General features: G+C 71.2%; 18 protein-coding genes and 2 pseudogenes. 10 read left to right on the top strand and 10 right to left on the bottom strand.

The features are described from left to right. Nucleotides 1-14 precede the first annotated feature (14 nt). Both L0P92_RS17885 and L0P92_RS17880 read right to left on the bottom strand, forming a co-directional pair. On the bottom strand, nucleotides 15-242 hold the full coding sequence (locus L0P92_RS17885) for a 4Fe-4S dicluster domain-containing protein (protein WP_031480193.1): 228 nt from the start codon (nucleotides 240-242) through the stop codon (nucleotides 15-17). A gap of 51 nt (nucleotides 243-293) precedes the next feature. Further along, entirely contained in the window at nucleotides 294-1,064 is a 771-nt protein-coding gene (locus L0P92_RS17880; RefSeq protein WP_234763731.1) for a GntR family transcriptional regulator, read from the bottom strand. Nucleotides 1,065-1,304: 240 nt separating this feature from the next. Here L0P92_RS17880 and L0P92_RS17875 point away from each other — a divergent pair, with 240 nt between their 5' ends. Further along, nucleotides 1,305-1,745: an SPW repeat protein gene (locus L0P92_RS17875; protein ID WP_234763730.1), complete on the top strand. Its 441-nt coding sequence runs from the start codon at nucleotides 1,305-1,307 to the stop codon at nucleotides 1,743-1,745. Nucleotides 1,746-1,829: 84 nt separating this feature from the next. Here L0P92_RS17875 and L0P92_RS17870 read toward each other — a convergent pair whose 3' ends face one another. Further along, the gene (locus tag L0P92_RS17870; protein ID WP_234763729.1) at nucleotides 1,830-2,597 is read right to left on the bottom strand and encodes an ArsR/SmtB family transcription factor; all 768 of its coding nucleotides are present in this window, start codon (nucleotides 2,595-2,597) and stop codon (nucleotides 1,830-1,832) included. Between the two features lie 189 nt (nucleotides 2,598-2,786). On the opposite strand from L0P92_RS17870, the gene L0P92_RS17865 reads away from it, so the two are divergent. Further along, nucleotides 2,787-3,401 carry a hypothetical protein gene (locus L0P92_RS17865; protein WP_234763752.1) on the top strand — a complete coding sequence of 205 codons (615 nt, stop codon included), beginning with the start codon at nucleotides 2,787-2,789 and terminating at the stop codon, nucleotides 3,399-3,401. Between the two features lie 31 nt (nucleotides 3,402-3,432). Here L0P92_RS17865 and L0P92_RS17860 read toward each other — a convergent pair whose 3' ends face one another. Further along, nucleotides 3,433-4,200: a phosphotransferase gene (locus L0P92_RS17860; RefSeq protein ID WP_308289733.1), complete on the bottom strand. Its 768-nt coding sequence runs from the start codon at nucleotides 4,198-4,200 to the stop codon at nucleotides 3,433-3,435. Nucleotides 4,201-4,247: 47 nt separating this feature from the next. Between L0P92_RS17860 and L0P92_RS17855 the strand changes: the two are divergent. Both L0P92_RS17855 and L0P92_RS17850 read left to right on the top strand, forming a co-directional pair. Next, nucleotides 4,248-4,750: pseudogene (locus L0P92_RS17855) on the top strand (nucleoside/nucleotide kinase family protein). Nucleotides 4,751-4,820: 70 nt separating this feature from the next. Continuing rightward, on the top strand, nucleotides 4,821-5,084 hold the full coding sequence (locus L0P92_RS17850; RefSeq protein WP_234763728.1) for a GlsB/YeaQ/YmgE family stress response membrane protein: 264 nt from the start codon (nucleotides 4,821-4,823) through the stop codon (nucleotides 5,082-5,084). Nucleotides 5,085-5,132: 48 nt separating this feature from the next. Here L0P92_RS17850 and L0P92_RS17845 read toward each other — a convergent pair whose 3' ends face one another. Both L0P92_RS17845 and L0P92_RS17840 read right to left on the bottom strand, forming a co-directional pair. Next, a complete protein-coding gene (locus L0P92_RS17845) occupies nucleotides 5,133-6,071 on the bottom strand; it encodes an NAD-dependent epimerase/dehydratase family protein (RefSeq protein ID WP_234763727.1) in 939 nt (312 codons plus the stop codon). A gap of 70 nt (nucleotides 6,072-6,141) precedes the next feature. Continuing rightward, nucleotides 6,142-6,918, bottom strand: coding sequence for a GNAT family N-acetyltransferase (locus L0P92_RS17840; protein ID WP_234763726.1), 777 nt, complete (start codon nucleotides 6,916-6,918; stop codon nucleotides 6,142-6,144). Nucleotides 6,919-7,051: 133 nt separating this feature from the next. On the opposite strand from L0P92_RS17840, the gene L0P92_RS17835 reads away from it, so the two are divergent. Continuing rightward, nucleotides 7,052-7,537, top strand: a complete 486-nt coding sequence (locus tag L0P92_RS17835) for a nucleoside deaminase (protein ID WP_234763725.1) — start codon at nucleotides 7,052-7,054, stop codon at nucleotides 7,535-7,537. A 33-nt stretch (nucleotides 7,538-7,570) separates the two neighbouring features. Here L0P92_RS17835 and L0P92_RS17830 read toward each other — a convergent pair whose 3' ends face one another. Together L0P92_RS17830 and L0P92_RS17825 are read right to left on the bottom strand one after the other, a co-directional pair. Further along, on the bottom strand, nucleotides 7,571-8,425 hold the full coding sequence (locus tag L0P92_RS17830) for a GNAT family N-acetyltransferase (protein ID WP_234763724.1): 855 nt from the start codon (nucleotides 8,423-8,425) through the stop codon (nucleotides 7,571-7,573). Nucleotides 8,426-8,622: 197 nt separating this feature from the next. Then, the gene (locus L0P92_RS17825) at nucleotides 8,623-9,276 is read right to left on the bottom strand and encodes a chaplin (protein WP_234763723.1); all 654 of its coding nucleotides are present in this window, start codon (nucleotides 9,274-9,276) and stop codon (nucleotides 8,623-8,625) included. Nucleotides 9,277-9,563: 287 nt separating this feature from the next. On the opposite strand from L0P92_RS17825, the gene L0P92_RS17820 reads away from it, so the two are divergent. Continuing rightward, nucleotides 9,564-11,135, top strand: coding sequence for an alpha/beta hydrolase (locus L0P92_RS17820; protein ID WP_234763722.1), 1,572 nt, complete (start codon nucleotides 9,564-9,566; stop codon nucleotides 11,133-11,135). A gap of 64 nt (nucleotides 11,136-11,199) precedes the next feature. Next, nucleotides 11,200-12,297 (top strand): baeRF3 domain-containing protein, encoded by a 1,098-nt coding sequence (locus L0P92_RS17815; protein WP_234763721.1) that lies wholly within the window; start codon nucleotides 11,200-11,202, stop codon nucleotides 12,295-12,297. Nucleotides 12,298-12,349: 52 nt separating this feature from the next. Here the strand turns inward: L0P92_RS17815 and L0P92_RS17810 are convergent, their stop codons facing one another. Beyond that, entirely contained in the window at nucleotides 12,350-12,763 is a 414-nt protein-coding gene (locus L0P92_RS17810; RefSeq protein WP_234763720.1) for an SsgA family sporulation/cell division regulator, read from the bottom strand. A gap of 433 nt (nucleotides 12,764-13,196) precedes the next feature. Between L0P92_RS17810 and L0P92_RS17805 the strand changes: the two genes are divergently transcribed. Then, entirely contained in the window at nucleotides 13,197-14,579 is a 1,383-nt protein-coding gene (locus L0P92_RS17805; protein WP_234763719.1) for a PP2C family protein-serine/threonine phosphatase, read from the top strand. Nucleotides 14,580-14,636: 57 nt separating this feature from the next. On the opposite strand, the gene L0P92_RS17800 is transcribed toward L0P92_RS17805, so the two are convergent. Next, a complete protein-coding gene (locus tag L0P92_RS17800) occupies nucleotides 14,637-16,130 on the bottom strand; it encodes a DNA-binding protein NsdB (protein WP_234763718.1) in 1,494 nt (497 codons plus the stop codon). A 245-nt stretch (nucleotides 16,131-16,375) separates the two neighbouring features. Here L0P92_RS17800 and L0P92_RS17795 point away from each other — a divergent pair, with 245 nt between their 5' ends. Further along, the gene (locus L0P92_RS17795) at nucleotides 16,376-17,518 is read left to right on the top strand and encodes an aminoglycoside phosphotransferase family protein (protein ID WP_234763717.1); all 1,143 of its coding nucleotides are present in this window, start codon (nucleotides 16,376-16,378) and stop codon (nucleotides 17,516-17,518) included. Nucleotides 17,519-17,747: 229 nt separating this feature from the next. Then, nucleotides 17,748-18,063 (top strand): annotated as a pseudogene (locus L0P92_RS17790) (N-acetylmuramoyl-L-alanine amidase); the annotation flags it as partial.

The raw sequence follows: 18,063 nt of genomic DNA, 5'->3' as shown, positions 1-18,063 counted from the left end.
CGGGAGGGGGCCTTTCACCGCAGCAGGTAGGGCATGTTGACCGTGACGGCCCCGGTGGGGCAGCGGGCGGCGCAGGGGCCGCAGTACCAGCACTCGTCGACGTGCATGTAGGCCTTGCCGCTGTCGGGGTTGATCGCGAGGGAGTCCAGCGGACACATGTCGACACAGAGCGTGCAGCCGTCGATGCACTTCGACTCGTCGACGGTCACGGGCACGTCGGCCCGCTGGGGCACCAAGGGCATGGCTGTCTCCAGTGAGGTACTGCGGGAAAGGGGGTCGCCGGGCGTGGCGGTTCAGAGCGAGCGGCGCAGCAGCCCGCTCATCGCGATCCGGTCCCCGCGGAACCGGATGAACTCCAGGTCCACGGGCCTGCCGTCGCACAGGTGGGTGAGGCGCTCCAGCATCAGCACGGCGGTGCCGCGCGGCGCCTGGAGCACGGTGGCGGAGTGCGCGTCGGCGTTGACGGCCTCCAGGGTGATCTCCGCGTGTCCGAGCGGTTGCCCGGTGATCTGCTCCAGCAGCCGGAAGACGTCGGTGTTCTCCAGGTCGGCGCCGATCAGCTCGCTGCCGATGTCCAGCGGCAGATAGGTGAGGTCGAGGGAGAGCGGCAGCCCGTTGAGCTTGCGGAGCCGCTCGACGTAGAGGACGTCGGTGCCGGTGGGCAGCCGGAGCCGCTCGGCCACGGGTGCGGGCGCTGCGACCGGCCCCATGGTGCGGACCTCGTTGGTGACCCGGCCGTGCTCCCGCAGGGTTTCCGCGAGTCCCATCAGCCGGTCGAGACCGTGCGAGTACTTCTCGGCGACGACGACGGTGCCGACGCCGGGCAGCCGCTCGACGAGCTGCTCGGCGCGCAGCAGGTCGAGTGCGTGCCGGACGGTGTTGCGTGACACCTCGTACTCGGCCGCGAGGATGTCCTCGTGGGGCAGGGCGCCCCCGGGAAAGCCCCCGGTCAGGACGAGGTGCCGCAGCAGGTCCGCGAGCTGCCGCGCCCGGTCGGCACGCAGCCGCCGGCGGCGGGCCGCGGCGAGCGGGGCGGTGTGCTCGCGGGTTCGTTCGGCTGGCATGCGGTGACCATACCGACGGTGCCCGCCCAGTGGTGTTACCGAATCATTGCGCCACCTAATTCCTCTTCACCCGGCCGCTGACCTGCTGTTTCCAGGAATCCCGACCAGGTTTCGCCACCGAGGTCCGCAGTCGTCCCGGCTCTACACATAAAGAGGAAATAAGCGCAGAATAGGGAAAGGCGGCGCTTACCGCACACCGCACCAGACGCGGTCAGGCCTGCGAGTCAAAGGAGACGAGTCATGGCCAACGTCTCGCCCACCAGAGGTGACATAACAGCTCACCCTGATGTATCCGAAATGCGGGATCGCTACGCCCGCATGCTCGGCGGTCGTGATGTGGCGCTCGTGGACGGACCGGTGTTCCTGCTCGGTCTGTACTGCGCTGTGTCCCCCTGGATACTCCACTACACGACGAGCCAGCCCGCGCTCGTGACCCACAACCTCATCATGGGTATCGCGATCGGCCTGCTGGCCCTCGGATTCACCCGGGCCCCGGAACGCATGTACGGCCTGAGCTGGGCCTTCTGCGCGATGGGCGTGTGGATGATCATCGCGCCGTGGATCGTCGGGGACAGCCCGGACGCCGGCGTCATCGTGAACAACATCATCGTCGGCGCGCTGGCCGTGTGCCTGGGGCTGCTGTGCGCCGGTACGGCGGCGAAGAGCGCCCCGAGGCCGTAGCGGCACACCCGAGAGGAGACTCGAGGGCCGGCCCGCGCCCGCGGGCCGGCCTTCCGCTGCCCGCTCCCGTCTCGGCGCCCGTTTTCATCGCGTCGGCATCAGCCACGGCTCCTGCGGCAGGACATGGCCGGTCTCCAGCAGTGACTTGAGGTTGGACAGCACGGCCGGCCAGCCGGACGACACGTCCGCGCGGGCGCTCTCGTCCGGCAGGTCCTCGTGCGTCACGGTGAGCCGGACGATCTCGGCGTGCCGCTGGATGTCGAAGGTGACCCTGGAGTACTTGTCCTCCTGCCCCTCCTCGTCCGGCGCCACCCAGGTGGTGACCAGACGGCTGGGCCGCTCGCTCTCCACGACGGTGCCGACGACGTCGGCGACGCCCGAACCGTCCGTACGGACATGGGCCCAGCGGGATCCGGTCCGCCAGTCCGAGACGTTGCTGTGCCCCCAGTAGGCGGCGGTCAGGTCGGCGTCGGTGAGCGCGTCCCAGACCTTCTCGGGCGTGCTCTCGATGTAGGTGACGTAGACGAATGTGGGCTTGTCGGTCATGGCTTCCTCGGCTCGTCGTTTCACGGCCCCGAGCACCCGCAGACGCGGGCTCTCGAACCTGTCGATCCATCGCTCCTGGATCTCGTGGAGCGGGACCGGATTGAGATAGTGCAGCTTCTCCCGCCCCCGCCGCACCGTGGCGACCAGGTTGGCGGCCTCCAGGACGGCCAGATGCTGGGTCACCGACTGGCGGGCCATGCCGATACCGGCGCACAGCTCCCCGAGCGTCTGCCCGTTGTCCTCGCGCAGCCGGTCCAGCAGCCGCCTGCGCGTCTCGTCGGCCAGCGCCTTGAAGACCTTGTCCATCCCGGGACCACCGCTCTCCGATCGCACACTCAAAGTTATGCAGGCAAATGCCTGCATGTCAATCGGAGCCAGTTGTCGCTTTTGGGCTATATATGCCGAACGACTGTTACATGACGTACGGGAACCCTTCACGGGCGGTCCGTAGCTTCGAGGCGTCGGAACGAACCCCATCGAAGGAACGATTCACTGATGCGTGCCCCCCGCCCCCTGCGCACCGCCCTCGTAGCCGCCTCCGTCACCGCCTGTGTCACCGCCGCGCTGGGTGTCTCGGCCGCCGGCGCCTTCGCCGTCGACGCGGCCGGCGCCACCACCGGCAAGTCCGCCGGCAAGCACTCCAAGGCCGAGCGCGTCCATGTGCGGACGGTGAACCTCGCGGACGACGTCAGCCGGGCGAAGGTCTACAAGGCCGGCGAGGACCGATACGAGGCGGAGCTGTGGGCCGAGGGCCGGCAGTACGGGGCCCTGTACACCCAGGGCATGGCCGCGCACGCCCAGAACAACGGGCTGCACATCACCCTCCACCCCGACGGCGAGGTCATCTCCTGGGTCGAGCGGGCCAAGCCGAAGCCCAAGGCCGTCGTCAACCGCGTCCTGGTCGGCACCCCGACCCTCGCGGACGGGAGGACGACGGCGAAGCTCTACCGGGTGGCCACCGACCACTACGAGGCCGACATCCTCGCGGACGGCGTACGGCTCGACACCCTCGTCGCCGACGGCCGCGCCGCGCAGGGCGAGCACAACGGGCTGTACGTCGCCCTCCAGCCGGACGGCCGGCTGACGTCCTGGGTCGACGCGGCCGGGTGACCTGAAGCCCCCCGGCACACCCGTGCACGCGTCAGCGCAGGAAGATCTCCAACTCGGCACGGTGTTCGGCCACCCAGGCGTAGGCGTCGCGCACCTCGTCCACGACGCCGCGGTCCCGCAACCCCACCATGGCCGGCTCACCGCGCACGGCGCCGGCCTCGATGCCGCGCACACACCGGTCCTGCCACCAGAGGACCACGTCGACGAGCTCCGCGCCCCCGGCGACCGGCCCGTACGCGTCGCGAACGAGCGCGATCCGCCGGGCCGCCTCGAACACATCCGTGACACCCGGTCCCAGATCGAGGTACTGCCAGCAGACATGCGCGAGGTCGTGGACGCGCTCGCCGGGCGCGGCCAGGTCCCAGTCGATGAAGGCGGTCGCCCACCAGTCGGCGCCGTCGATCGCGTGGACGGTGTTCTTCGGGGCGAGATCGTTGTGGCAGACGACGTCCTGGCCGCCGGCCAGCGGTGTGCCGTGCGTCAGGTCGTGGAAGGCGCGGACGAGTTGGGCCACCCGCACGAGCCCCGCGTCCGTGCGTGCCGCGGCCCGCTCCCGCGGAGTGACGGCCGCCCGCCCCTCCAGGTATCCGAACACCTCGCGGCCCTGCTTGTCGTACCCGATGTACGTCGGGGCCCCCTCCCATCCCCGACGCTCGAAGTGCGTGAGCAACTCCCGCACGTACGCGGACCGTTCATGAGGCCTGCGCCGCACGGTCGATCCGACCCGCACGACCTCGTTGACGGCTCCGCCACCGAGCACCCGCTCCTCCATCCGCACCTCCGCGATCGATCGGCACACGCCGAAACCACTGGCCAAGCATGCCCGCACCCGGGCACGCTGCCCGCATGGATCACACGGAGGATCATGCGGAAGTACTGCTCATCGGGGGAAGGGCCGGCGTCGGCAAGACCACCGTCGGCTGGGAGGTCTCGGCCCGGTTGCGGGCCGTCCCGGTCACGCACGCGGTGATCGACGGCGACTTCATGGGAGCCGCCCATCCGGCGCCGCCGGGCGACCCGCGCCGAGCAGGCATCACGGAGCGGAACCTGGTCGCCGTGTGGGGGAACTACGCCGCGCTCGGATACCGGCGTCTCGTCTACACGAACACCGTGAGCGTGCTCGACGAGGCCGCGCCCATGTTCCGCCGGGCCATGGGGGACGGCGTACGTCTCGTGCGCGTGCTGCTCACCGCCACCGACGAGACGGCCGAGCGGCGCCTGACCGGACGCGAGCTCGGCTCCTTGAGGAGCGGGCGCCCGCGAACGTGGTGCGGGTGGTGACCGATGGGCGCAAGGTGATCGACATCGCCAAGGAGGTGCTGTCGGCCACCGGGTGGGTCACTGGTTGAAGCGGAACGGACTGTCCCTCTCTCCTGGGGGAACTCGAACCTGTGCGGGGACAGGAGGAAGAGGGGCGACATGGAGATCTCCGGCATCATCAGTGCCATAGTGATCGGCATCGTCATCGGTGTGCTCGGACGTCTCGTGGTTCCGGGCCGTCAGCGCATCGGGGTCCTGTGGACCATCCTCGTCGGCATCGTGGCCGCGCTCATCGGTTCGGCCATCGCGGCCGGGCTCGACGTGGCCGACACCGACGGAGTCGACTGGATCGAGTGGCTCATCCAGATCGGTCTCGCCGCGGTCGGCGTCGCCGCACTGGACCGGACGAAGGCGCGCCGCTGACGCGTCGAGGCAGTCGAGGCAAGGGCGGCACGAGAGGACGGCGCGACATCATGTGAGTCCCGCGGCGGCCCGCAGCGCGGCGAGGCCGTCGCGGGCCGTCGGGTGGGCGGGCGTCCAGCCGAGCTCCCGCTCCGCCTTCGCCGTGGAGACCCGCAGCGTCGACGCCATCATGGTGTGCGCGTACGACATGGGCCGCATCAGCCACAGCGGTACGGTCATCGGCTTCGGCAGGCCGAACTCCTCGGCCACGCACCGGACATGGGAACCGAAGCCCATCGGGGTGCGGTCGGCGATGTTGTACGCCTGCCCGGGGCGCCCGCGTTCGACGGCGGCGACGACCGCGCGGGCCGCGTCGGTGAGCTCGATCCAGGGCAGGACCCGGCCGTGGTCGTCGGGGACGGGCAGTTGCCGCCTGCGCAGCATGGGCAGGAGGGCGTCCGTGCCGCCGGCACCGTAGAACAGACCGAAGCGCAGCGCGATGCCCTCCAACCCGGCGGTGCCGAAGGTGAGTTGTTCCTTGATCCGCATCGCCGCGAGATGCCGCTCCAGCTCCGGGGTGCGGCCACGCGGGCCGAAGGGATCGTCCTCGGTGATCACCTGGGCGCCGTGGTCGCCGTAGCCGTATCCGAAGACCATCGACTCGGCCACGAGGCGTCCGGCGCCGGTGGCCTGGGCGGCCTCGATCAGATGGGCGGTGCCGTCGGTGCGCAGGGCGTCGGTGGCGTGCATGTCGCGGTGGCGCATGGGCGGCTTGCGCAGCGCGGTCGCGGCGTGGATCACCGTGTCGAAGCGGTGCCCGTCGACCGCGCGCAGCAGGGCGCCGCGGTTCATCAGGTCGGCCTGGATGTCGTTGCGCGGGCCGCGCCCGAGGCCGGTGACCTGGTGGCCCGCCTCGGTCAGGGCACGGGTGATGTGCCGGCCGAGGACACCACCGGCGCCAGCGAGGAGGATGCTGTGGCTGCCGTCATGGCTCTCGTTCGTCGTCATACATGTGCGACGAGTCGGAAGCGCGGGGATGTGACATCCCGGTCGGGGACCCCTTACGGCGTCCGGTCCGCTACGGCGTGTACACGTACGGCGTCGTCGTGGTCAGCGGCTCGAAACCGAGCCGCTCCAGGATCGGACGGCTGGTGCTCATGGCGTCGACCTGGAGGTACCGGTATCCGCGGTCGGCGGCGGCGCGGGCACGGTGGGCGACCAGTGCGCGGTAGATGCCGCGGCCCCGCCAGCCCTCGACGGTCCCGCCGCCCCACAGCCCGGCGAACCGTGTCCCCGGCAGGAGCTCCATCCGGGCGGCGCTCACCGGAGTGTCACCGGCCATCGCGACGACCGCGACCACCGTGTCCGGGGCGGCCGTGAGCTGGGCGAGCAGTTGGTTCCGCCACCGGGTGGCGTCGGTGCCGAAGGCCTTCTCGTGCACCTCCGCCACGAGGTCGACGCCCGCCCGGTCGGTCACGGGGTGGAGACGGACACCGTCCGGTGGCTCGGCGTCCAGGGTCAGGTCGGCCACCTCGCCGATCATCAGCGTCTCCTCGGGCTCGGACGTGAAGCCCGCGTCCCTCAGCCGCCGTCCGAGGTCGACCGGCAGGTCATGGCCGTACAGCTTCCACTCGAACTCGCGCCCCAGCCGGGAGAAGTGGGCGATCTGCTCGGTGATCGCCGCGTCGGCACCCGCCTCGTCCAGGTCGGACCACACGACGCCGCTCCAGCCGTGCGCGGAGGACACCTGGCGCACGACGGCGCCCGCCCTCTCCACCACGGCGTCGGGGCCGTCCGGCCGCGCGCCTTCACGCATGTCCCGGTCGAAGAGGGCGAGTACAGCGGCATGATCCATGGGAGGACTCCATCACCGGCCCGCCCGCACGACAATCCATTTACGACCGTCCCGCCCCGTCCTCGGACGCTGCCCTGGACCGCGCTCCCCTACAGTGCGTGAGGGAGATCGCGCGCGAGGAGGGCCGTACGCCATGGTCGTCAAGGACGTCGAACTGCAACACCTGCGCCGCTGCGTCGCACTCGCGGCCGAGGCGCTGGAGGCCGGTGACGAGCCGTTCGGATCGGTGCTGGTGGGGGCGGACGGCGAGGTGCTCGCCGAGGACCACAACCGGGTGGCCTCGGGCGACCGCACCCGGCATCCCGAGTTCGAGCTGGCCCGCTGGTCGGCCGCCCGTCTGACGCCCGAGGAGCGGGCCGCCGCCACGGTGTACACCTCCGGCGAGCACTGCCCGATGTGCGCGGCCGCGCACGCCTGGGTGGGGCTGGGACGCGTCGTGTACGTCGCCTCGTCGGAGCAGCTGACCGGATGGCTGGCCGAGCTGGGGGTGCCGGCCGCGCCGGTCCGGCCGCTGCCGATCCAGGAGGTCGCGCCGGAGGTGGTCGTGGAGGGGCCGGTGCCCGAGCTGACGGAGGAGGTCCGCGCGCTGCACTTCCGGTTCCACCGGAGGACACACTGACCGGCTGACGGGACGGCGGCCGGGCCGGCCCCGCTATCCGAGTTCCAGCGTGGTGACGCCGAAGACCCGCTCCCGGGCGAACCGCCGCACCGGGCCCGTGTACATACGGGCGGTCTCGAAGGAGGGGGCGAAGCCGGCCTCCTCGGCGAGCGCGATGCCCGCCGGGTTGTTCTCGGGCACGTCGACGGCGACCCGGCGGCCGGCCGCGTCGGCGGTCAGGGCGGCGAACAGGGCCCGGGCGTCGTCGGCGGTGTCCGCGAAGAGCGGGCCGACGCGCAGGCAGTCGTGGCCGGGGCGGATCACGCCGTAGCCGGTGACGCGGTGGCCGCTGCGGCGGACCACGGCGTGGTGTCCGGGGCCGGTGAGCCAGTGCGCGACGAAGCGGGGGCGGTCGGCGGGCGTGCAGATGGCGTCGTACGCCGTGATGTCCTCGACGTCCTCGGGCCGCACGACCCGGATGTCCCGCGGCGCCTGTGCGGCGGGCGCGGTTCCGGTGAACCGGACGGTCCGGTGGGCGGGCTCGAAGCCGGAGCGGCGGTAGTTGTCCTGCTGGGCGACGACTCCGTCGAGGCCGATCGTGCGGTTCTGGGCGTGGGCCAGCGCGGTCTTCCAGGTGGTGAGGCCGTGGCCGCGGCCGCGCAGGTCGGGGCGGACCAGGTAGTGGCCGAGGAAGGCGTAGTCGGTGCCGTGGTTGACGACCGAGATCGCCGAGACGACCTCGCCGTCGATCCGGCCGAGGAAGAACCCGTCCGGGTCCTGCGCGAAGAAGGACTGGGCGTCGGCGAGCCCCGGGTTCCAGCCCTCGGCGGCGGCCCATCCCTTGACGACCGACCAGTCGTCGAGGCCGGCGCGAGTGACGACCAGGTCTTCGGGGGCCGGAGAGGCCATGGGTGCGCTCCATTCCGTCGGGATTCGGGTGCGCACGGTGATCGACCGTGCACGCGGCATCCTTTCGGATCACCGGGGCGGGCGTCACGGCGTGATCAAGCCGTTGGGAGTGCGCCGGGGCATGACCTGGCGGAGGTCCGCATGCCGAAGGCCCCACCGCCCGGCTGGTGGGGCCTTCCTACCGCGCGGAGCGCGGGTCAGCGCACCGCCTGCGGGCGGAAACGCCGGTACAGGACGGCCCCGCCCAGCAGGAGCACCGTGCCGCCCGCGGCGGCGACGAGGGCCTGGTCCGCCCCCGTGTACGCGAGCGAAGCCTCGGGTCCGCCGTGCGGGACGAACGCGCGCGGCACCGGACGCGGGTGCGCCTTGGGCGGCGTGGCGGGCTTCGGCGCCGGCTTCGCGGTGTGGGAAGGGCGGTCACCGGGGCCGTTGACCGACTCGTTGCCGGTCGCCGGGTTGCCGACACCGACCACGTTCAAGCTGTTGCCGCTGACGTTCACCGGGAGGTGAACCGGGAGCTGGACGACGTTGCCGGACGCGAGGCCGGGTGAATCCTTTCCGCTCCCTTCGGCGGACGCCCCGTCGTGCGACGCGGCGCCCTGCTTGCCGCCCCCGCTCTCGTTGGCGCAGCTGTTGCCCGCGGCCGGGTTGAGCAGCCCCACCACGTTCACGGTGTTCCCGCACACGTTCACGGGGACGTGCACCGGGAGCTGAACGGTGTTGCCGGAGAGCAGCCCCGGCGAGTCGGCCGCGGCACCGTCCGCCGCGGAATCGGCGTACACCGGCATCGTCACAGCCATCGCGCCCGAGGCGGCGACGGCGATCACACCGTATCGGGTAACCCGTCTCATAGGTTCCCTGCCTTCCAGACATGGTCGCGGGCACTCACCCGCACCGGATAGAACGCAGGCGAACCATCCGAGTTATGGCTTATCGGCCATTCACCCCATCGAGCGTCAGGGTTGTCGAACTAGCGGTAAAAACTTCCGACGCCGACGCGAGCGGCGAAGGGTAGGGCAGCCTGGGCGAACCTGCACGTCGGGTGGCCTGTGAGCTCCGGAGGCGTGCGTTCCGAGGCCCGCTTATCGTGGGCGGGACGCCGTTTCCCGGTCCGCGAGGGGCGCCCCTGGAGGCAACGATGCTGGCCCATCTGTCCACGCTGCCCACGCTGCGGCGCTGCGCGGTCGCCGGCGCGGTCGGACTGGCCCTGCTCGGCACCGGGCTGACGGCGGCCGAGGACGACACCGAGCCCGACCTGAGCCGTTTCTACGAACAGCGGGTCAGCTGGGCGAAGTGCCCGGGCGAGGGCATGCCGAAGGATCTCCAGTGCGGCAAGGTCACCGTGCCCCTCGACTACGCCCACCCCAGGGCAGGGACGCTGGATCTGGCGCTCGCCCGCTACCGGGCCACGGGCGAGAAGCGGGGTTCGGTGCTGCTGAACTTCGGGGGCCCTGGCGGCGCCGGTGTCCCCGAATTCGCCACCGGGGCCAAGGACTTCATGGAGCTGACCGACGGCTACGACATCGTGACCTTCGACCCGCGCGGTGTCGGCAGGTCCTCGCCGGTCAGCTGCGGGGACGCCGCCATGCAGGACGACAGCACGGAGATCGACCGCGATCCGCAGTCCGTCCTCGAGGACTTCAAGAAGGCCGCCGCCACCTGTGCCCGCAACTCCGGGCCGGTGCTCCCCCACATAGGCACCGTCAACGCCTCGCGCGACATGGACGTGATGCGCGCGGCCGTCGGCGACAAGAAGCTCAACTACCTGGGTTTCTCCTACGGAACGCGGCTCGGCGCCGTGTACGCCGCGCAGTTCCCCGACAAGGTCGGCCGTTTGGTCCTGGACGGCGTGGACACCCTCACCGAACCGCTGACCGAGCAGGAACTCGTGGGCGCCCAGGGGCAGCAGAAGGCGCTGGAGGAGTTCGTCAACTGGTGTGTGAAGGACATCGGGTGCCCGTTCGGCCAGGACGCGCGCGAGGCCCGCAAGAACGTCGTACGACTGGTCGACTCGCTGGACGCGGATCCGGTGCCGTCGGCCTTCGGTGAACCGTTCACCGGGCAGGACCTGGTCGGCGCCATCGGACAGGCGCTCTACAGCGAGGAGTTGTGGCCCTCCCTGGAACGTGCCCTGGCCGCGCTGGTCAACGACGGCGACACCCACGCCATCGAGGCCTTCGCCACCGGCGGCGCCGCGCCCTGGCACCGCGACGAGACCGAGGACCCCGACGGGGGTCTCGTCGACGAGCAGGACATCCCGCTCGACAACCTGTCCGCGGCGCTGATGGCGATCAACTGCGCGGACGACCCCGACCGGCCCAGCGGCAAGCAGATCATCGGCGGTCTCGACCGGCTGCGCGCCAAGTACGAGGAGGCGTCGCCGATCTTCGGGCCGTACCGGCTCACCGGGGTGCTGCTGTGCTACGGCCGCCCCAAGGGCACGGACTTCATCCGCGAGGAGGTGAAGGACGTGGACACGCCGAAGATGCTCCTGGTGGGCACGCGCGGCGACCCGGCGACGCCGTACCGCTGGACCGAGGAGACGGCGAAGCGGCTCGGCTCCGCGGCCGTGGTCCTCGACAACAAGGGCAGCGGCCACACCGGGTACGCCTCCTCCAAGTGCGTGCACCGCAAGGTCGACGCCTTCCTGCTGTACGGCACGCTCCCGCCCCACGGAAGCTCCTGCGGGCCCGAGGACACCCGCGAATAGAGCCCGGACCATGAACGGAATTGCCCCTAATGCCCGATCGGTGAATCAGTCCTATCGTGCTGTTATGGAGCACGCACTCAGTCCCACCACCCTCACCGAGCTGCGGCGCCCGCGCCCCTATCCGGCCGTGTCCGTGCTGACGCCCACGCATCGCCGAGAGCCCTACCGGGCCCAGGACCAGGTCCGACTGCGCAATGTCGTGGCCGAGGCCAAGAAGCAGCTGGAAGCCGATCCCTCTGTCACCCGCGAACGACGGGCGGACGTCGAGCGCCAGCTCGACCAGGCCCTCTCCGAGGTCGATCTCACCTACGCCGAGGACGGGCTGGTGATCTTCGCCGCCCCCGGCGAGCACCAGGTGTGGTCGCTCGCCCGGTCCGTGCCCGAGCGCGTCGTCCTCTCGGACACCTTCCTGACCCGCAACCTCGTCTCCGCCCAGGCCGCCGAGCGGCCGTACTGGGTGCTGTCGGTCTCGCCCGACCGCGTCACCCTGTGGAACGGCAGCCTGGACCGCGTCGCCGCGGCGCGCGTCGGCGGCTTCCCGCTGACCCGGGCCGTCGAGAACTTCGACCCCGAGCGCCGGGAGCAGATCGGCGACAGTCCGAGCAAGTTCCGCGACGAGGACACCCGCCACTTCCTCAAGGACGCGGACTCCGCCATGAGCGCGATCCTGCGGGCCAATCCGCGGCCCCTGTACGTCACCGGCGAACCGGCGGCGCTGTCGCTGCTGGACGAGATCGGTGGTGTCACCAAGGACGCGGTGCACATCCCGCACGGCGGGCTGGCGAACGGCACCCGCGAGGCCGTGTGGCAGGCGATCCAGCCGCTGATCACCGCCGAGGACCGCAGGAACACCGACGCCGTGACACGGGAACTCGAATCCGCCCGTGGCCGCAAGGCGTTCGCGGCCGGCGTCGACGAGGTCTGGCGCAGCGCCCGTGAGGGCCGGGTCCGTCTGCTGGCCGTGGAGGAGAACTACCGCATCACCGTGCGCGGCGAGGACGGCGACCATCTGATCCCGGCGGAGAGCGGCGAGCTCGACGCCCGCGAGGACATCGTGGACGAGATCGTCGAGCAGTGCCTGGAGACGGGCGCCGAGGTCCGCTTCGTACCGGACGGCATGCTGAACGACGCCCAGGGCATCGCCGGGGTCCTGCGGTACTGAGGCCGAGGCGACGAGGAGGCGCAGCGGCCGCCGGCCCTGTCGCCTCCTCCCCTCACACGCCGCCGAACAGCGCGCTCAGGCCCCGTTCCACGACCGCGCCGAGGTCCTCCTCACCGGCTGCGACCACCGCGTACGTGCGCAGCAGGAAGCGGTGCAGGCAGGCGGTGTCGAACTGGAGCAGGGCCATGCCGTGGGGCGAGTGCAACTCCACGACCGTGCGGTCCTGACCGCAGGGCCAGATGTGCACGTCCCCGTCCCCGGCCGGCCCGCGCAGCCCCGCCTCCAGCAGGGTGCGCGCGAAGGTCCAGGTGGCGCCTTCGCCGTCGAGGGAGACATCGCCCGGGAAGTCGACGTGGACCGCCAGCGGGTCCGTTGAGGCGTAGCGCAGCGTGGCGGGAACGGAGAGTTCGCGCTCCTCGCCGGTGATGAGACGGGCGCTGGCGGGCTGCTCGAGGGCGATGTCCATGGGCGGTCTCTCCCCTGCGGGTCGACGGACGGACGGTTTTTGCCGCTGTGCCTTTACGACCCCGAAGACGCCCGTTGCATTACACCGGAGCGGGCAGCAATTTTGTGATCTGCATCACTGCCCACGAGTGCAACGTCACGAGTGCCGCCACACGCCGTGCCACCCTTGGAACATCTGACCGTCGAACATGCGAATGACCGCCGTACAATCGCCTCCGTCGACCACCAAATCGCGTACGCGGCCTACGACTTGACCCCTTGATCGGCGTACGCCATTCGCACCGGACGAGCCCTCCATGGAGACTCTGGCATATGCCAGACGCACCACCGTATCGGGTGTTGCCAAATCCCTTACAGGGAGTCGCGGGCTGTGCGACAGTCGTAACGGTCCTTCCGTCAGCCTTGGTCGTACCGTCCCCGCATCGGAGTGCGTCATGCCGCCCCATCTCTCTGCGGACCGCCCCGCCGCCCAGCCGCCCGGACGCGGCTCGGTCGACGCGCTCATCACGCAGACGCGACGGCTCAAGGGCGACGTCGACGCCGTACGGCGGGACACCGGGAGCGACGGTTCCAACCCGCGGGAACGGTGGCAGCGGGCTCTGTGCGATCTCGCGCTGCGCCAGCTCAACGACCTCGACGAGCACCTGGCGCAGCTGCGGGACGGCCCGGCCCCCGCTCCCCGGCGCGACTCGCTGCTCAGCCGGGTCGGCAGCGCGGAGTGGAACCTGCTGACGGACGAGGCCAGTTGGTCCGGTGAACTCTTCGAGATCCTGGGGCGCGACCCCACCGCTCCCCCGCTCACCCTCGACGAGCTGCCGTCCCTGGTGCTCGACGAGGACCGGCGGCAGCTGACGGCGATGGTCACCGACTGCCTGATCGACGCCAAACCCATCGACGGCGAGTTCCGGATCCTACGGCCGGACGGCACGGTCCGGACCGTGCACATGATGGGCGAACCCGTGCTCGACACTGACGGCAGCACCGCCTCGATGTGGGCCGTGCTGCGCGACGTCAGCGAACTGCGCCGCAGCCAGCGCACGGTGAGCGAGACCCGTGACTCGCTCCAGCGCCACCGGCACCACGCGCAGAGCGAGCACCGGCTCGCGGTCGAGTTGCAGGAAGCCGTGCTGCCGCCGTGGCGTGGCTCCCTGCGGCTCCCGCACCAGGGCCCGGACACACTTGACCTCGCGGCGCACCATCTGCCGGCGTCGACGAGCGCGCTGATCGGCGGCGACTGGTACGACGCGCTCGAACTGGCCGACGGCGCGACGCTGTTGAGCGTCGGCGATCTCACCGGGCACGGCGTCGCCGTGGCCTCGGGCATGGCGACCCTGCTGGGTGCCGTCCGCGGCATGGCGATGGCCGGCACCCAGCCGGGACAACTGATGTCCTGGCTCAACCAGTTGCTCGACGCCACCGTCCAGCCGGCCCTCGGCAGCGCCGTCTGCTGCCGCTACCGGCCCGAGACCCGCACCCTGACCTGGGCGCAGGCCGGACACCCCGCCCCGCTGCTGTTCCGCGACGGGACGGGGCGCAGGCTGACCTCGCCGGACGGCGTCCTGCTCGGCGCCACCTCGGGTGCCGTCTACGCACAGGCCGAGGAGACCCTTGAGGTGGGCGACCTGCTCCTGCTGCACACCGACGGACTGGTGCCGGGGCACAGCGGGGCGGACTCCGTGCACCGCCTCCTCGACCTGGCCCCCCGTTTCTGCGGGGCACGGAGCGCACAGGACTGCGTACGGCTGGTCGTGGAGGAGTTCGGTGAGAGCGAGCGCGAGGACAATGCCTGTGTGCTCGTGGCCAGGGTGACGTCCTAGTACTTCCGCATACGGCTCAGGCGCGCAGTCCCTCTATGTCTGCGCCCGTGCCTGGCCCTATGCCTGTGCGCTGTTGCCACCCGGCTTCCTCGGCTTGGGCAGCGCCGACCGGATCTCCTCCCGCAGTTGGTTGATCCTCGGGTAGCTGGAGTACTCGGCGGTGAGCCGGTACATCTGGCGCAGCCGGTCCCAGGTACGGCCCGATGAGTTCGAGCCCATCGACATCAGGGCCAGTCGTGCGTACCGGTCGGCCTGTTCGGGGTCGTCCGCGATGAAGCAGGCGGACGCCATGGACAGGTTGTCGAAGATCCTCGAGCGCTCCTGTGCGTCGACACGCAGCGCCAGGGCCTTCTCCGCGTAGTGCTGGGCGTGTGCGGCCGCACCCGGCTCGAACTCCGCCAGCGTCCGGTAGGACAGAGCCTGCATGCCGTACAGGTCCGCCTCGTTGAACAGTTGCATCCAGCTCGGCGGCGGCACGTCGCTCTTGTCGGAGACGAAGAGGTCCTCCGCCTGTCCCAGGGTGCGGCGCATGGCCTGGCCCCTGCCCATGGACGCCTGTGCCCAGGCCTCGATGGTGTGGAACATGGCCCGGGTGCGCGGCAGCACCTCGTCACCGGAGCCGGACTGGGCGAGTTTCATCAGGTCGAGTGCGTCGTCGGGCCGGCCGAGGTGCACCATCTGGCGAGCCGCTCGGGAGAGCGCCTCCCCGGCGCGCGGCCGGTCGCCGCCCTCTCGGGCCGCGTGGGCGGCGATGACGAAGTACTTCTGTGCCGTGGGCTCCAGGCCGACGTCGTGCGACATCCAGCCGGCGAGCACGGCGAGGTTGGCGGCGACGCCCCACAGGCGCCGCTGGAGATGTTCGGGATGACGGTAGGCGAGCATGCCGCCCACCTCGTTGAGTTGTCCTACGACCGCCTTGCGCTGCAGCCCGCCGCCGCGGGCCGCGTCCCAGGCCCGGAACACTTCCACCGAGCGCTCCAGTTCCTCGATCTCCTGGGACCCGATCGGCGCCGCCTCGTACCGGTCGAACCCGGCGGGGTCGGCGTGCAGAGGGTCGTCGAACTGAGGGGCGTCGGCCTTGAGGGCCGGGTCGGTGTGCAGCCAGTCGTGCATGGCGCTGCTGAGTGCGGATCCCGCGGCGAGCGCGGCACCCGCGCCCACCAAGCCGCGTCGGTTGAGCATGAGGTCCATTCCCGTGAATTCGGTGAGGACCGCAGCCGTCCGCTCGGGCGCCCACGGCACGCCGTCGGGATGCTCCACACTCCCGCCGTCCTGCCGTTTCCCCGCACGCCCGTGCCGGACCAGACCGAGGTCCTCGATGGTCACGACACGGCCGAGACGCTCGGTGAACAGGGCTGCCAGCACCCGCGGCACCGGATCGCGCGGGATCTCTCCCATGTCGATCCACCGCCGCACCCGCGAGGTGTCGGTCGACAGCTGGGGGTGGCCCATGGCCGCCGCCTGCCGGTTGACCAGCCTCGCGAGCTCGCCCTTCGACCAGCCGGCCAGGCCGAACAGGTCCGCCAGGCGGGTGTTGGGTTCTCCGCTCACGTCAAGCCCCCAGGTTCTCGGCTGAGTTGACAGTAGCCCGGTGGGAGGTGCCTCGGGACTATTCGCCAGGGTTCGCCAGGGTGCGCCAGATGGTGTGCCACTGGGCATCGGGTGTCAGGTAGGAACGCGCCACCCCGACCCGGTTCGCCTTTTGAGTACGAGGGTGCATTCCCCAGGGTGCACCCGGGCGGCCGGATCGGGCAGCGCTTTGTCGTCGCAGGCACACGAAGGGATCTGTCTCTCCCATGTACGCAGCATCGTCCTCCGTGTCCGCCCCGCCCCGGTCGCTGCGTGCCCGCCCGGCGGGCAGCGGCCCCTACCTCGATCCCGCGCGGCCGGCGGCCGCCCCCGTGCTCGGCGCGGGCCGGACGCTGCGCGCCGCGGGGCCCGGCACCCAACCGCTCAGCGGGAGACTCGACTTGTCCGGCCCTCAGGGCGCCCAGCTGCGCACCGCCATCGCGTCGGTGCACCGGATCTGCCCGGAGTTCGCTCCGGTGCAGGTGCTGCGCCGCAGCGGGCGGTCCGTCCTTCTGGTCGGCACGACCGGGCGCAGCACGGCCGTCGCCAAGTGTTTACTGGACCACTCCCCCGTGTGGGCCGAGCGGATCCGGCACGAAATAGCGGCATACCGCTCGTTCGTCCGGCACCGCCCTCCGGTGCGGGTGCCGAGGCTGATCGCGGCGGATCCGGACAACTGCACACTCGTCATCGAGCGGATGCCCGGCCGGGTGGCGGCACTGCAGCGCCATCCGCTGGAGACGCCCCCGCGTGCCGACATCAGGGCGGCACTCGGCGCGATCTGCCGGCTGAACGCGTGGCGGCCGCCGGCGGGCACGTTCGACGCACCGCTGGACTACGCGCCCCGGATCTCCCGGTTCCATGAGCTGGGGTTGCTCACCGACCGGGACATGGGCGATCTGCAGAAGCTACTGCACGGCATCGCGGCGACCGCGGGCCGGCAGGGCATGGGCCAGTTCTGTCACGGCGACGCGCTGCTGTCGAACATCCTGCTCTCACCGGCCGGTCCAGTGCTGGTGGACTGGGAGCACGCGGGCTGGTACCTGCCGGGCTACGACCTGGCGACGCTGTGGTCGGTGCTCGGGGACGCGCCGGTCGCCCGCCGCCAGATCAGCCAGATCGCCCAGTCGGCGGGCCCGGCCTCCCGGGACGCCTTCCTGGTGAACCTGATGCTGGTACTGACCCGGGAGATCCGTACCTATGAGACGGCCGTGCAGCGTTCGATGCACGACACGACCCCGGCGGCACCGGGGATGGCCCACCCGGGTGCTGCGCCGTCCGGCGAGGAACAGCGGCTGCTGCTGAGGCGGCTGCACGACGACTGCCAACTGGCCCGACGGGCCGTGCGCGCGGCGGTCGGCACTCGCTGACGGGGACGGTGGTCCGCGATGCGCCCTGGAGACAGCGGCGTACCGCGGGCCTTCGTGTGTCCGGCGGCGGTGCGTTCCGCCAGATGGCCACGAAACTCCCGGGAACCCCGGTTGACAAGGGAAATCGCCTCATCCTTGGCATGATTGACGGATCGTCGGACAGCCGGTACCACAGAGTCACGTCCGGCCCCGCACGGCTCAGCGCGCCCGACCGTCCCAGGAGGCTGCATTGCGAGGATCCGTCACCGCCCTGGCCGCCGCGGCACTGCTGGTCCCGCTGCTGGGCGCTGCCCCGTCCGACGCCGGGGGCTCGGGGAACGGCCTTCAGTCCGCCTTCGCCGCCGCGGCAGCCGAGTACGACGTGCCGCAGAGCGTGCTGCTCGGCGTCTCCTACCTCCAGTCCCGCTGGGACACGCACGCGGGTGCGCCCAGCGTGACCGGCGGCTACGGCCCGATGCACCTCACCGACGCCCGCACCGCCCTCGCGGGTGCGGCGCCGCACCACAGCGACGGCTCGGAGGACCCCCGCGGCGACAGCGCCCGCC

Source organism: Streptomyces muensis (genome assembly GCF_021474425.1).
GTDB classification, from domain to species: domain Bacteria; phylum Actinomycetota; class Actinomycetes; order Streptomycetales; family Streptomycetaceae; genus Streptomyces; species Streptomyces muensis.
Note: the sequence above shows the minus strand (reverse complement) of the source record. Positions and strands in the feature narration are given on the sequence as shown.

Bases quoted from the DNA above. Each gene is read 5' to 3' on its own strand.
- L0P92_RS17885 (WP_031480193.1), bottom strand. From the start codon at position 242: ATGCCCTTGGTGCCCCAGCGGGCCGACGTGCCCGTGACCGTCGACGAG.
- L0P92_RS17805 (WP_234763719.1), top strand. From the start codon at position 13,197: ATGCCGCCCCATCTCTCTGCGGACCGCCCCGCCGCCCAGCCGCCCGGA.
- L0P92_RS17875 (WP_234763730.1), top strand. From the start codon at position 1,305: ATGGCCAACGTCTCGCCCACCAGAGGTGACATAACAGCTCACCCTGAT.
- L0P92_RS17840 (WP_234763726.1), bottom strand. From the start codon at position 6,918: ATGGATCATGCCGCTGTACTCGCCCTCTTCGACCGGGACATGCGTGAA.
- L0P92_RS17870 (WP_234763729.1), bottom strand. From the start codon at position 2,597: ATGGACAAGGTCTTCAAGGCGCTGGCCGACGAGACGCGCAGGCGGCTG.
- L0P92_RS17835 (WP_234763725.1), top strand. From the start codon at position 7,052: ATGGTCGTCAAGGACGTCGAACTGCAACACCTGCGCCGCTGCGTCGCA.
- L0P92_RS17865 (WP_234763752.1), top strand. From the start codon at position 2,787: ATGCGTGCCCCCCGCCCCCTGCGCACCGCCCTCGTAGCCGCCTCCGTC.
- L0P92_RS17815 (WP_234763721.1), top strand. From the start codon at position 11,200: ATGGAGCACGCACTCAGTCCCACCACCCTCACCGAGCTGCGGCGCCCG.
- L0P92_RS17845 (WP_234763727.1), bottom strand. From the start codon at position 6,071: ATGACGACGAACGAGAGCCATGACGGCAGCCACAGCATCCTCCTCGCT.
- L0P92_RS17825 (WP_234763723.1), bottom strand. From the start codon at position 9,276: ATGAGACGGGTTACCCGATACGGTGTGATCGCCGTCGCCGCCTCGGGC.
- L0P92_RS17820 (WP_234763722.1), top strand. From the start codon at position 9,564: ATGCTGGCCCATCTGTCCACGCTGCCCACGCTGCGGCGCTGCGCGGTC.
- L0P92_RS17810 (WP_234763720.1), bottom strand. From the start codon at position 12,763: ATGGACATCGCCCTCGAGCAGCCCGCCAGCGCCCGTCTCATCACCGGC.
- L0P92_RS17880 (WP_234763731.1), bottom strand. From the start codon at position 1,064: ATGCCAGCCGAACGAACCCGCGAGCACACCGCCCCGCTCGCCGCGGCC.
- L0P92_RS17830 (WP_234763724.1), bottom strand. From the start codon at position 8,425: ATGGCCTCTCCGGCCCCCGAAGACCTGGTCGTCACTCGCGCCGGCCTC.
- L0P92_RS17795 (WP_234763717.1), top strand. From the start codon at position 16,376: ATGTACGCAGCATCGTCCTCCGTGTCCGCCCCGCCCCGGTCGCTGCGT.
- L0P92_RS17850 (WP_234763728.1), top strand. From the start codon at position 4,821: ATGGAGATCTCCGGCATCATCAGTGCCATAGTGATCGGCATCGTCATC.